A 13,984-nucleotide genomic window follows, 5' to 3' on the forward strand; every position below is an offset into this window, starting at 1 on the left:
AAAAACCTAAATCGTAAAGCTTCAAATCCAGACGACTTCCAGTCTTGCTGGTATAGTGTCTCAGCAATAGTTGAATCTAATGATTTAAGGTTAAAGACCAGGATATTTAAATGAACAAAAAAGCAATAATCGCAAGTGTAATAGCCCTGCTTGTGTTGGTGGCAGCAACGCTGATGTATAAAAGTGCACAAGAAAGCAGCCAAAACCAAGCGGCCAGAGAAAGCGCCTCTGAGTTAGTTCGCCCCTACTCTCCCATGAAGGGAAGTAAGGACGCAAAAGTAACGATTGTTGAATTTCTGGACCCTGCCTGTGAAACCTGTAGACAGTTCTATCCATTCGTAAAAAATATTTTAAAGTCCAAACCCGGCAAAGTTAATCTGGTAGTAAGACACGCGCCTTTCCACCAGGGTTCGGATGTCATGGTGTTGATTCTTGAAGCCGCTAAAGAACAAGGAAAGTATTGGCAAACCCTAGAAGTCATGTTGAAGGAACAAGCCAACTGGACTGAACATCACAGAGCGCAGCCTGAGAAAATCTGGAAATACCTGGCTCCGCTCGGTTTGGATTTAGACAAGCTCCGTGAAGACATGAAGAAGCCAGAAATAGTACAGCGGGTTCAACAAGACATTGCCGATACCATGGGCCTTAAAGTAACAAAAACGCCTGGGTTCTTTGTTAACGGGCAGCCTCTGACCAAGTTTGGTTATCAAACCTTAAAAGACCTGATCGAATCAGAAATCAGCAAGAACTATTGAGACCAATAACAACTATTGAGATCACCCCTTCCAATTACTCAAACTCGTTTTGACCGCAAATCGCGGTCAAAACGTTGATCTGTCAACGGCAAAACTCACTGCAAAATTAACTCACTGCAAGATAAGATAACCGGAGCCGATTTCATTGCCACTGGCATCCGTCACTTTCATCTCTGCATACGTTGCCATGTATTTTCGATGGTTGACAATCACCTTACTGATGTTTTTCAGCGTCAATTGCGTCAATGATTCAAGCGACAGAGGCAAACCACTGGTGGGTAATTCCAAGACACTTCTGAGAATAGCGACGGTTCTGATAGACTCTGCATTTACAAACGCACTGGATGACTCTATCGCGCCCAAGTTAACATATTGAACGCTGCCATCTCGATGAAGCACACCATTCACTAACGCCAACAACGGCAGTTCAGCGAGAGATAAGCTGTTGGAAGTAAACGTCTGCTGCAGTCCCCATTTATCTTCATACGAGAGTTCAATAGTCGCATTCACGTCTCCGGCTAAAATAGCCCGAAGAGTAGTTTCTATGCCCGGTCCAGACGCTATTAAGTTGTTACCGATGGAAGCCGGCAACCAATGAGTTTGATTCTCCAGAAATTCCGCAAAGTATTTACCATCAATCATGCCTTGTAATTTCACAGGTGTATCTAGGTCTATCTCGCCGGATGTGTCTGGCAATATCAGCACCCATTCAGCTTCCACACTGACATAGGCTGATTCATCAACCGGCAACTGATAGGTCCCGAATACCACCAAGGGGTCAACAGCGCCTTCATAGACATGACCACCCAATAAGCTTTCCGGTGTTTTCGCTTCTTCAATTTTAATGGTGTCTGCAAAGTCAACGGGTGAGCCATCGGTCATCCATAGACTGTCAGCATGAGAAAGAACGCTGCTCATACTGACCAGCACAGGCAGAATGTAACTCTTTAACTTCATGATTTTTTCCTTAATTCCTAATCGATTGTTTGGGTCATATCCATTAACCAAATACACTAAGCTGGTACAAAGTGACCACGACGCGCTTAATATGGCGATCAGAAAAAATCATATCCTAAGGGGAGATTCACGAATTGAATGCAAACGCTATTTTTTGGTCTGCAAAAGTCCAGATAACCGCTGATTTGAAGTCACCAAATGAACTCTTTCATTGTCTTGGAAAAGATTAGACATAGTGAGACCAAACATGCGCTTGAACGTTCGACTGAGGTGGGGAAGATCCGAAAAACCCGCTTGATGCGCAGTTTCCGTAAAGCTGGCTCCAGCCAGTATTTGTTCCGCTGCGCGTTTAATTCGAACCCAAAGTACGTATTTAGAAAGCGGAATGCCTGTCTGTTCCACAAACAGGTGCGCCAAGCGACTCTTCGATAAAGGTATATCAGGGAATTCCAGGTGTCTGACGTTATTACTGTCCGGTTCAGCTTCAATGATTGTCATTACTTGTTTTACTCGGGCATCCAAAGGCGTGAGCACTATCGGTTTCGACAAAATACCCAACAACTTGATGGTATGCTGATAAATAAAATCCCAATGACCTTCATTATCAACATCATCGATGTACGCTTGCGAGCGGTAGCCATCCAGTAAGTTTTCCAGTTTATCCATAGACAACACATGGGCAGACGTCGTCAGTGACAACTCACTGGTTAGCCGTCGTCCATGTAATGACTCAGGCTCAATCAAAATAGTAACGTGCCAGCCAAAAGATTCCCGAACCTGATGAGGACGATCCGGCGGAATCACTACCGCAGAACATTCAAGAGTCTGATCATTACATTCAATCTGAAACGGGTTTTCTAGGCTGATCACAATCTGAATGGAGTGATGGCTGTGCTTCTCGGCATAAAAAGCACGACGCAAAAGAACCACAAGTCCATCGTAGATATAAAGCAGTGCCCGGCTGGATTCTTCTGTGTTGCAACTTTTTGTCATGATATCACTACTCATTCAGCGCATATTGCTCTATTAATCCAAACATGTAGGAAAGCAGCCTCAGAAAAATAACTGCTCAGCCCGATACTGAAGATTTATCAGCTCTGGCGAAAGCGCTTGATCGAAGATTCTAAACTCATCCAACTTGCCTGAGAAGTGTTTCGAGCCCGAGCGCCATTGCCCAACGCCTAACCTGAACTCCTGACCCGTATCAAAATTAAGGTCGGTATTTTCCGAAAATACTTGCGAATGGACGAGGCTACCATTCAAAAACACCTGCACTAGCTTATGTTCACGACTGAACGTAATGGCTAATTGATTCCACTCATTTTCCACCAGTCGAATCCCAGGAACAACATGCAACGAATTTAAGTAAATCATGGCATCGCCTTCGGCATCAAAACCGAGCGAAACATCACCTTGCCGATTCAGTCTTGGCCGACCAAATGCCTCACCCTGCGTCAAAAAGTCCGACACGTTTAGCCATGTCATAATGGTAAACGCCCCTGTGGATTCAACCGTGTTCATAGGGTCAGTCAGAATAATTTCTTGCCCTACTCCGTTAAACGCCACACCCTTTCCGACAGCACCGCTAACGGATTCAACGCCCCCATGCACAGAACCAGATGTGTAATTTTCAGAGTCTGACGACAGATTCTCCTCATCTTCGAAGGCAAGGTGCACTAAAGGCTGCACGCAACTCCACAGATTGTTTTCTGCATGATACGAAACGGACGGATCACGCAGGTCAACAAACCTAGGCTCTTCTGGCGCACAAACCTGATTGTCCGTAATGCGCGCATCATCCGTTTGAGTGTACAGCCGAACCAAACTCGAAGAACCATTGACATCAACCGTATTTCCAACGACCTGATTTCCTTTCGCATGATCTGGCTCATTTCTGGCCTGCCCCATCACAACAGCCGCCCAGTCTGTGCGACCATTTACCTCATCTTCCTCGAAAGGCTGAAGAAACACATTATTGCGAACAACACTGTCAAAAGCCGATACATTCAATGCAACCTGATTGGCACTTGAGCTGGCTTCGACGCGATTGGACTCAAACAAAATATTATTAACGCGCTCACCCTTTTTGCTGGTACCCGGCCCAATATTCACAACAATGTCAGTGTCGGCTTTAAATAAATTATCACGAATTAACACCCAGCTTGTTGGGTAGTTTTCTGCGGATTGAACAGGATTAAGGTGGCAGTCATTGATAAGAACGCAATCACCCATATTGTGAAGCTTTAAGGCATGTTTATTGGGTGAAGGATGATCAAAAACATTATCAGAAAAAATCGATTTATGGGCCAATGGCACCCGCAGAATATGCTCGGCCTGTTTAGTCACTGCGTCGAACATATGGTTACCCAGGAACATATGACGATGTGCAGGTAAATAGGCAATATTGGTTCCGCCACCAAGGCAATCCGGGTCAGACTTTAAGGCGGCCACATCGCTCCTGTACTGCTCCCACTCTTTCTTCCAGAGTTTTGAATCAATCGCGGTTTTTCCATCGCCAGTGTGCCAAAGCGGTAAACTGCGGATTTGGCACTTCTCAGGGTTAAACTGAGTATCTGACACAGGCCCAAGTTTCCACAGTTTGGAGTTAAACATGCCAATCACATCGTGTGGTTTCACCTGCCCATAAGTTCTTCCGACAATGGCTGAGTCCAGTTGTGTGATGTTCAAACGATTAAACACCACCTGCGATACGTTATCGTAAAGATTAATCGCACGGTTTTTAAAGCCACAGATACGACTGAAGGACAAATCCGATACACGTAAATCCGTGTTCTCAGACGACGAGTCTGACTGGTCATCTATGATCAACATATCTGTCTGCGATGACTTAGCGATAAATGAAAGCTCGGGCGCATTTGAACATAAACCGTATTCAGATAACTCACAGGCTTTATAAGCGCCCAAAGAAGAACCATTCGCGCGGTTTAAAGCTAAAGAATCATACAAAAGAAATGTTTCATTGCGTGCGAACAATAAACGTTTAGCGCCTTGAGCATAGCCCTCGATTTGCTTGGCCGATATAAGTTGCTCACTGTATTCCAAGGCTTCGTTCTGACAATTCCAGGATTCTTTATACTCAACCTTTTCAAAAGAATTGGAGTGTTCATACCCCAGTACATACTCTTTGTATGTATTCCAAACACGGTAATGCTTGGTGCTTTCACCGGAGAAATAACCTTCTTCTCGCAGGTTTATAATCGCATCTTTGTCCGTTGTCAGTGTTACCTGCTCCGCACCCAGCGGACATCCCTCAAAATTACCCTCCATTGAAAAACAAACGGTATTCTCTCCGCCATATACCAACTCCGGGTCAAGCACTGTTATCGTGGTCTTGCGCTCTACGGGCTCAAAGTACCCGTCAAGGCTCGATATCTGAACCGTTGCTTCGTAGGTGCCAGGCGTTTCATACAAATGAGCCGCGATAAAACCTTGTGCCGTATTTTTTGATTTCTGATTGGTCGACCAACGATCACCACTATCATCATCAAAACTCCAGCGGTAAGAAACGTCTCGAATCGGGTTCAAAGTCTCTCCATTCAATACGATGGCAGAAACATCAAAATGCACCCCAAGTGGTGCAACGCCAACTGAATTAGACGTTGTCACCTCAACACGTTCAGGAACGGATGCCAGCGTAAACGAGTGATAATTAACTAAAACAAGTAAGGGAATGACCAACTTAGTGACAATGTTCATCTAACTAATTCCTTGTGAATGTGTTTTATGTGACAGCCAACGCCTGTTCGTGTGTTTTAAACACGCACATAAAAATCATATCCAATTGTGCTGACAGCGTATTGAACGTAAACGCTGTTTTTTGATACAGAAACAATCACAGACAGAGGTAAGGCCCCTCAACAACAGCACTTCCCTTTCAGGCCATTCTTTCTGGCCGTGTTTCACTAAGCAGTCGAGACTTAATCTGAGGTTCCTCAACCCCGACGCGTTTAACATCGGGGTTCAGTGCTTGAAGAATTAGTCCAACGACGCATCCAGCACTTGGGCCATGGTTTTATTGGACGAATTTTCAATTAGAATGTGCTTATCCAACAGCAGATCCCTGTAGATAACCGTTTCAAAATCAATGTCCAGATCATCTACAAAATTACCGTTATCCATCAGCGGTGTCATGTAGTTACCGGAGTCATCCCACTGGTGACCATTATGACGAAGGCTTTCACTTTGAATGAACGGATAGTGATGGTCATATAAAGACGAAGGCGCATTTGCAAGCCAAGTAGTTTCACCATCCAGCTTTCGGTTCGATACGCAAGAGTCATAGCTCTTCGGCTCAGACGATCCACAAGAGCTGTGCAAAGGAACCACACTGTCATCCTGCCCTTTGATCAACAAATGAGTTACAAATCCGTAAGGTTCATCACCCGCCGAAGCAACACGTAAATGAGGAATACCATCCGGGTTTGATAGCCCGGTACTTCTCGCTTGATCCGGTTGCAAATTATACAGAACACCCGACTGGAAGTGTTTACCTGGTGCGAAGTACTCCACATCCTCAGTACCAAGGAAGAAGTTGATCCACTCATTGGCATCATCCACTTCATCTTGTTTTTCGGAAGACAGCACAGTGTTCGATGCCAAGTCATCCAGAAAATTAGCCAAATGATATAACAGGGTTGCGCCTTCAGTGCCTCCTCTGGCACCGGCAAGATCCACATAAGCCGTCACATCAAAGGCATCTCGGGTTGCGGAATCTAGCAGCGAGTTCTTGTTTTCTTCGACGTACTGCATAATTAGATCACCCGTTGAATGAGTAATCACGAGACAACCATTGGTACGAATACAAAAGGTTGGATCATCATCAAATAAATCATCAAGCTGCTGAGCGATGGTAGCACCAATACCCTCACCATTTGGCTCCTCTAACCGATAAGTAGAGTCAAAGTGCAATATTTTGGCATGACTGTCGGAGGCATAAACGGCTTGTTTGGACGTGTCATATATATTGAAGGTATCGCCGTTCGCATCTTTCAGCATCGGAATATTTTGATCCATCAATGTGATGCCAGTAGGATTGCCGACACTGACAGCGCCATTACCATCATTGTAAAGATCAAACCGGTTCCAATAGTTATAACCAAAGCGTTTACCATCGTCGTGCGTACGCGACATAAACACGTGCTGTAACTGAAACCCCTGAACCAGAATAATGTTCTTATCAGCCAATTGATTAGCCGACGCAGTCGTTGCTCCGGTTATAGCAGCCGATAATGCAAGTAACTTCCAAAATTTCATAGTATTCTCCTGTTTCTTATATTTTATTTTTATCATTTAGAATCAGGGCGTCTCTGAATAATCACTCTCATCTGGCGTGAGTTGCTAGTTAGCCAAAGCAGAAAGTCATTTATCCAGATGTGCTCCAGAACTAATTAAGAACTACTTAAAAACTGATTAAGAACCAAGACGTCGCAACTCGCTTGCGATACGTTTTGCCTTTTCATTCACGTAAGGTTTATCTTGGTATTCGGAAAAACTGTATCCATCCACGCCAAATGCGGATTGATCAACTCGTCCAAATTCGGTGATGTAGTCAGGCTTCGAAGGCAACCTCTTAAGCGATATGTCTCTCAATTGATAAGGGCCTTCAGAGCCGGCTTCTATGAGTGCGGTAACGTGCGCTTTAAGGGTCAGGGTTCCACTACTGCCGTTAATAGTTTCCTCAGCACGCAAGTGTAGCAGCGGGTTGCCGCTGTCAGACTCATATAAGTTTGCACGCAAACGATGGTAGCCAGGTTTTTCTGTAGAAATATGCACCGGTATGAACAAATAGTCTTCTTGCACTTCAGACGGCGAAACGTCCTCAACACGGGCGATGGTTGCCAAATACTCAATACTTTTACCACGCTGGTAACTTTGCCCCAGAAACTGAAACTCCGTATCCACCGTAAACTCTTGCTTCCAGTCCACGTCGTCAAAACGTAACTCGCTGAAATCCAACTCGTAAATATGAGCCCCTTCCTCCGCTCTGTATACGGTAGCGCGAGCCAAAACGTCACCCTCGCTTACAAGACGAGCTGATACCGCACTGTTTTCATTGTCGGATAACCCGGAAATTTGAACAGTAGCGGTCAGACGATCCCCATAAAAGTAACGGAGCTTATTGGTTTCTATGGAAAGTGTCGGACTTTCCGGATCTCTAAGGTTTGCAGGTAAATCATTGGCAACCGAAATATCTGGTAAATACTTACTCTTTAATTCTTCAGGGTTAATGGGTATAGAAAAACTCGGATACTTGGCCTGCTCTTCATAAGCTGCACTGACTTTTCTTAATTTGAGCTTCATTGAGTCATCAAAATTAAAACCTTCTTCCGTCTTTTCCACGCCCGGTAACAGCTGAAGGTTCTCCTGCTTTACAGTCGAAGCTTTTAACGCCATCGAGTTTTCGGTGATTGTTTCTGGATAAAACGACTGTGAAACTGAAATCTCATTACTATCGTTTATGACCGAATAGCTCAAAATCCCCATGCCACTAACGGTCAATACGGATAACACATTAAACCTAGAAGAACGAATTAAACGATTCATGAAAATACCTTTTTTATTGTTATATTCTTAAAAAGTACGGTTTTTCAGAAAAGTATTTACGTCCTGATTAGATAAGGCTTTATCGACAAAAAATTAACAATGTTCATCAAACTATTTCCTAATGAATGCGTTTTATGTAGCAACCTGAGTTTGCTAGTGCGCTTTACGCAAGCACAGAAAAATCATATCCAATTGTGCTAACAGCGTATTGAACGTAAACGCTGTTTTTATTTGCCATAGAAATAGTGAGAACCGAAAAATTTATTCACTAAGATTGGGGAGCCTGAAAGGTAAAACCAAGTTCCTAGTCATCAACCACCACTCGGTTTCGACCAGCTGACTTGGCTTTATACATTGCCTGATCAGCACGATCCATTGTCTCTTCAACAGAGAACGACGAACTTAGAGCAGACACACCAAAAGATGCAGTGACATTCAGCCCCGCATCCGAACCAGCAAACTGAAAACATTGCGCTTCAACGGCAGAGCGCATCCGTTCCGCAGCCTGGCGAGCCTGCTCGACCGTTGTATCGGGCATACAAATAATGAACTCTTCACCCCCATACCGGTAAATTTGATCGTAAGGCCGAAGTGCCGACTTGATACATTGCACCGTGGAAACAAGCACTTCATCCCCAGCGGCGTGACCGTATTCATCATTAATATGTTTGAAGTGATCCAGATCCAGCATCACCAACGCACAAGACTGACGACCTCTCTCAACCAACGCCTGTTGCTGGCTCAAATTGGTCAGCAAGTTCGTTCTTGTCTGAGCTTCCGTCAGCGGATCTCGGTTTTGCACCGCGTCCGCAAATTCATGCCTTAATGTTTGAAATGCAAACCTCATGCTCTCCAGATGGTTAGAGAACTGATCCCAATCGCTAACAGCAATCGGAGTGTTTTCTGTGATTCGTTGCAATAAAACCCGGGCACTGTGGTGCATTTTCTCATGAGACGTGCCCAATGAAATAAACGCAGGATGCTCTTTAATGAATTCCGCCTGCGAACTGTCATACCATTGGCCGAACAAACACCGACGATGTGCATCAGGCATTAAGTCGGTCTCTTCAGGCGATAGGTGAGCCACCAAAACACGCAACAGGTTCTTATACCAGCAGTCGTGATTTTGAATCGCCTGATCAAGCTGTGTAATGATTAACTGCAACTGCTGATTAGTGAAAGAATCCATATACATTAACCTCATTCGACTCTAATCCACTCCCTATACACCTAATTAATCAGTCAAGCGTCACAAGCTAACTCTCATTCTCAACTGAATCACTTTGAGCATTGTTCATTAATTCGTAACTATAGCCCTTGGACATCAAAAGATATAACACCAACCCACTTCCAGCGACCAAGGAAAAAGCAATGACATCCAAATGAACAACCGCAAACGGCAAAGACAGCACCAACACCCAAGCCATCAAAAATGCCAATCTCGTTGCTTTTAAAGGCACTCCGCAGTTATCGCACTGAATCACTCTGCGCTTAAACGGGTTTCGATGTATTGGTCCATTTCGGATGGACTCTGAATCTATTTTCTCACAGCACGCAGGACACTTGATAAACTTCATTATTGTTCCTCATTAACACGTTCAGCCACCGAGATGCCGGAGCGCTCGATAATTTCCGTTTCAAACCCATCGATACTCTTTTGATTCTTTCGAACCCAGTATTTTTCGATGCCTTCTTTGCCCTGCTTTTCCGACCACTTTTCCAAGTCATCACGTTCACTATCAAAGCTAAAATACGGGACAGACATACCGCACGAAGACTGGACCAAATTAACGTCCAGAACAAAAATTTGCCTTGAGGCAACGCTGTATGGAAATTGAGAACAATAGCTCTCCCACTCATCATCACCCTGATGCAAAACTCTGGCGTTGCCATATGCCCGGAGAATCAAAGGTTTCCCTTCAAAAGCGCAAAACATCAACGTCATCCTGGAATTTTGAAGCACATGAGAAGCCGACTCATTACCGCTTCCGGTCAGGTTCAACCAGGCAATTTCGGTGGGGCTGATCACCCGTAATGAATCCCCACCTTTGGGTGATAAATTCACCCTGCCAGTTTCCGCTGCGGTAGCCACGAAAAAGATTTTTTGATTCCCGATAAACTCAATGTGTTTACCGGATAATTCCGAAAACTGCTTTGCCATACCATTAACCTCCTTGTTCAATCTGAAATTAAATCAGCTCAATACACACCCTTCACACAACACCAAAAGAAAAGGTGAAACCACCACTCTATGAGCTCTTCAGCTAAATTCCTACGTTTTTTAAATAAAAATGGTTTTGAGAAATTCATACGCCAAACTAGGGTTAATAGGATCAGAGAGAGGAAAGGCGTTGCCACGACGGGTTAGAATTGCTGGCTTGTTCTCAATTGTTAGAAGTTCAATACGCCTTCTTTATGCTTTTCTTGAAGCCTTTCTAACTCACCACTTTTTATCATTGTCCTGATCACCCCATCCAGTTGAGAGACCAGATGTTTATTCTTCTCATGAAGATAATGAAACAGCTCATAGCGCTTCAGTTGGGGCTTGAGAGGGTGAATCGAATCAATATTCATTTTCTTTAAGTGATAAGTCACATTGAAGTGTGAAGAAATTGCCAAATCTGCACGATGACTATTTATAAGATTCAGCATTGATTTTATGTCATTCAAAACGATAATTTCTTTTGCCCCGGCATTTTCCAAACCAATTTCCGCGTACTTCATTCCCCTGATCATCACAACGGTGAACCCTCTCATTGAGGACCAACCATCAACTTTAAAATCATGTTTATTAGAAAAAACAGAGACACCCCAAGTCATAAAAGGCGTAGGTACTCGAATGAGAGTAGGATAGCTTTCTCCTATCTCAAAAATCCTCTGCAATTCAGCATCTACATTGCCTTTACTCGACTCCACCAACGCCCTTTTACCAGGAAACACAATAAACTCTAACGAAATACCCAACCGATGATAAATTTCACGTAACACCTCTGCTGCCACCAGCTGATCAGGAGTCTTTTCTATCATAGAGACTTTCAAAGTTTGCGCGCCTGAAGCGGAGCAAAAGCAGAAAATCAGCGCAACAGATACCAAGAGACTAGAAACGAATTGCTTTTGAAAATGCTCGAATAAAGACAGTCCTATCACTTTGGGTCAGCCCTTTATTCACATAAAAGCCAGAGGGAAATGATCTTTAAACTATAGCATATTCGCAATGCGGCCTTGGTACTTAAATGGTGTTTTTTTAAGTACAAATCCTACGCGAAACATCCTTTTAGGTTTATAAAATGATAGGTTTGAGTTCAATCACATTTTCTATCTCATTAAAAAGATAACATCGCAACTTCAATTTGGCTGATCAGTGCTACCCTCAGTTACCTAACCTAAATGCCATGAACACAGGCTATGAGTTTTAAAAGGATTTAAAATGTTTGGAACAAAATATATTGTAAAAGCAGGAGATACTCTTTGGGACATTTCCTCTTCTAAGTTAGGTGACCCGCTTAAATGGCCTGCCATTGTTGAATTGACCAACAAAGAATTTAATAATCCACACCTAAGACAGGTTTATAAACCATCTCACTTTATCAAGAACCCTGATTTAATTTTTGTGGGACAAACCCTTCTCATCCCTAAGACAGCAAGAAGTCGTCCCCAAATAGATCCAACAAAAGGTAAAAAGAAAGCCTGTATTGCATGCCAAGCTCCAACATTAAGTTTTGACTTAAGTGGCCCAGAATTAACCAAAACATCAGGCAACGTTAAAGTTACGATGCGATTCGCAGGCAAATTAGCGCTCAAATCAGAGAAATCTATTTCTCCTGCTGAAATAAATAAAAATGGTGGCGTCCAAACCAAGTTAGAAAATAAATACAAAAGTGCCTATGGTGAATTAACTCAATCATTTGACGCGAGTTTTGACCCTAAATCCAAGAGAATTTCTTTTTCTACTGGATTGACCTCTAGCGCGACAAACCTACCTAATTCACCTAGTACTTCTGCAAAACTTTCGGTTTCTCCTTTAGGTAATCCCGTAGCAACAGCAACATTCTCTTTTCCAAAATTAGAAGGTAAGCATAATGGAATGCAATTTACCGCTTTGGATTATCAAGTTGACATTGAAATTGAGAAGTTAAGCGATCGAAGCAGGACTGCGAGTCAACCCGTTGTCGTTCCCACTTCTGTACAATCCTCAAGCCCTGAAAATGAACTAGACCTTTGGCTGGTTGCTGGAGGTAGTATAGTGATTCTGGGAGGAGCAGCAGTTATCATTGGAACCCTAGTTGAAGATGTCCTTACAGCAGGCGCCGGAGTTGCAGATGATGCACCGAGCTTTGCTCTAGCTGCCGGAATGTTTGCTCGTGGTTGGGCAATGATAAATAACGCAAGATTACCTGTTGCTGTAGCTAGTACAGGGGCGGCATCAACTGCATTTGCAGAAGAAAAGTAACATGGAAAGTAGCAAAGTGAAGTTTCTTAAAATAGGTATTATCGTAAGTGTCGTAGCTGCTTTGCTACTCAACGTTTCTTTTGGAAAAAACAATATAACTAAGCAACAAATCAGAGATAAGTTCTTTATTGATATTACACAAATGCAGTCAAAACAAGAACTGCCAGTAGAGATGTTTCAACAATATCAATCTATTCAATTTCAACAATCAACAGAAGAAGAAATATCAAAAACACTTAGCATATTGCCTGATGCTTTAGAAAAATACCCATCAAATATTCTTAAGAATACTCTTGGAAATATCACACTATTCAAGACGTTAATTGTTGACAGCATTGGCTTTGCCGGGACTTATGGTAATCAACAAATATTCATCTCGACACTCAATCCTGAATACGTTGAAGCCACACTTCATCATGAACTGAGTACGCTTTTAATTTTAAAATACCCTTTTAAGCAAACCGATTGGATTAACAGCAGCTCTTCTAGCATCCCATATCAGTTAAGCTTTGAGCCGAGTTCTCTGGATTACACGGCGATAACTAATGAAACATTATTTCAGGAGGGATATCTGTCTCATTACTCAACCCAAGACCCTGAAAATGATTTAAACATGTATGCAGAAACCATATTTTCCAATCCAGAAGGCATGTCTCAACTTGTGGCAACGTACCCGAAGATCAAAGAACGCTATCAAATAGTTAAAGCGTTTTACCTATCCATCGACACTGGTTTCAAACCCGTATTTGATCGAATCGACCAGTGATATAAACTTCGCAAACTAAAGCCAAGTAAACTAGGTAAGCAAACAATGATGAAGAATCTACACGCCATTTTAGTTGCAACGCTCTGCTCGTTTATTCTTGGCTGTGGAGCTGAACATACAAACCCTATTGAAACGCCATCTAAGCAAGCCACTCATCTGTCTGAATCTCAGCAATATTGTGATTTATACAAACCACAACGATGGCTTGAGATGAGAAAAACAATGACCTTTCCTGAAATGGTAGAGCACCAGAGCAAAAGCGTTGAGTCAGTCATTAAAACAAAGGAGTTTCGCCTGGTTTTAAGCGAGCTTCATAACATTGGTCTTTATCCCCATGAGCATCCTAAAAGAGCCGCTAATGCTGAGATTCTTTATAGATATACTGTAGACGAAATTTCAAAACTGACTCATTCGGATTTTTCTTGCCTGAACTTAAAAATTTATTACCAACAATTGTTTATCGACACCACTTTATCAATATGATAATTCACG

The 13,984-nt window shown here is 43.0% G+C and carries 13 protein-coding genes; 4 read left to right on the plus strand and 9 right to left on the minus strand.

Going from position 1 to position 13,984, the window contains the following annotated elements; translation table 11 throughout:
- The first annotated feature begins 110 nt into the window (after positions 1-110).
- Entirely contained in the window at positions 111-755 is a 645-nt protein-coding gene (locus ABD744_RS18415; protein WP_344800043.1) for a DsbA family protein, read from the plus strand.
- A 111-nt stretch (positions 756-866) separates the two neighbouring features.
- On the opposite strand, the gene ABD744_RS18420 is transcribed toward ABD744_RS18415, so the two are convergent.
- The 9 genes from ABD744_RS18420 to ABD744_RS18460 all read right to left on the minus strand — a co-directional run bounded on the left by ABD744_RS18420 (position 867) and on the right by ABD744_RS18460 (position 11,423).
- A complete protein-coding gene (locus ABD744_RS18420) occupies positions 867-1,712 on the minus strand; it encodes a hypothetical protein (protein ID WP_344800045.1) in 846 nt (281 codons plus the stop codon).
- 147 nt (positions 1,713-1,859) lie between these two features.
- Positions 1,860-2,705 (minus strand): helix-turn-helix domain-containing protein, encoded by an 846-nt coding sequence (locus ABD744_RS18425; RefSeq protein WP_344800047.1) that lies wholly within the window; start codon positions 2,703-2,705, stop codon positions 1,860-1,862.
- A gap of 60 nt (positions 2,706-2,765) precedes the next feature.
- Positions 2,766-5,429 (minus strand): LamG-like jellyroll fold domain-containing protein, encoded by a 2,664-nt coding sequence (locus tag ABD744_RS18430; RefSeq protein WP_344800048.1) that lies wholly within the window; start codon positions 5,427-5,429, stop codon positions 2,766-2,768.
- A 279-nt stretch (positions 5,430-5,708) separates the two neighbouring features.
- The gene (locus ABD744_RS18435) at positions 5,709-6,986 is read right to left on the minus strand and encodes a hypothetical protein (protein WP_344800049.1); all 1,278 of its coding nucleotides are present in this window, start codon (positions 6,984-6,986) and stop codon (positions 5,709-5,711) included.
- A 156-nt stretch (positions 6,987-7,142) separates the two neighbouring features.
- The gene (locus tag ABD744_RS18440; protein WP_344800050.1) at positions 7,143-8,276 is read right to left on the minus strand and encodes a hypothetical protein; all 1,134 of its coding nucleotides are present in this window, start codon (positions 8,274-8,276) and stop codon (positions 7,143-7,145) included.
- Between the two features lie 304 nt (positions 8,277-8,580).
- A complete protein-coding gene (locus ABD744_RS18445; protein WP_344800051.1) occupies positions 8,581-9,465 on the minus strand; it encodes a diguanylate cyclase in 885 nt (294 codons plus the stop codon).
- A gap of 67 nt (positions 9,466-9,532) precedes the next feature.
- Positions 9,533-9,853, minus strand: a complete 321-nt coding sequence (locus tag ABD744_RS18450; protein ID WP_344800052.1) for a hypothetical protein — start codon at positions 9,851-9,853, stop codon at positions 9,533-9,535.
- Positions 9,853-10,437, minus strand: a complete 585-nt coding sequence (locus ABD744_RS18455; RefSeq protein WP_344800053.1) for a pyridoxamine 5'-phosphate oxidase family protein — start codon at positions 10,435-10,437, stop codon at positions 9,853-9,855. Before ABD744_RS18455 ends, ABD744_RS18450 begins: the two co-directional genes overlap by 1 nt.
- Before the next feature lie 230 nt (positions 10,438-10,667).
- A complete protein-coding gene (locus tag ABD744_RS18460) occupies positions 10,668-11,423 on the minus strand; it encodes a substrate-binding periplasmic protein (protein ID WP_344800055.1) in 756 nt (251 codons plus the stop codon).
- 280 nt (positions 11,424-11,703) lie between these two features.
- Between ABD744_RS18460 and ABD744_RS18465 the strand changes: the two genes are divergently transcribed.
- Genes ABD744_RS18465 through ABD744_RS18475 form a run of 3 tightly spaced genes read left to right on the plus strand, consistent with a single transcriptional unit; the run spans position 11,704 to position 13,975 of the window.
- Positions 11,704-12,726: a LysM peptidoglycan-binding domain-containing protein gene (locus ABD744_RS18465; protein ID WP_344800056.1), complete on the plus strand. Its 1,023-nt coding sequence runs from the start codon at positions 11,704-11,706 to the stop codon at positions 12,724-12,726.
- A 1-nt stretch (position 12,727) separates the two neighbouring features.
- The gene (locus ABD744_RS18470) at positions 12,728-13,492 is read left to right on the plus strand and encodes a hypothetical protein (RefSeq protein WP_344800057.1); all 765 of its coding nucleotides are present in this window, start codon (positions 12,728-12,730) and stop codon (positions 13,490-13,492) included.
- A 45-nt stretch (positions 13,493-13,537) separates the two neighbouring features.
- Positions 13,538-13,975: a hypothetical protein gene (locus tag ABD744_RS18475; RefSeq protein ID WP_344800058.1), complete on the plus strand. Its 438-nt coding sequence runs from the start codon at positions 13,538-13,540 to the stop codon at positions 13,973-13,975.
- The last annotated feature ends 9 nt before the right edge of the window (positions 13,976-13,984 follow it).

Origin of the sequence: Litoribacillus peritrichatus, assembly GCF_039537985.1 — a bacterium.
In the GTDB taxonomy this organism is placed as follows: Bacteria; Pseudomonadota; Gammaproteobacteria; order Pseudomonadales; family Litoribrevibacteraceae; genus Litoribacillus; species Litoribacillus peritrichatus.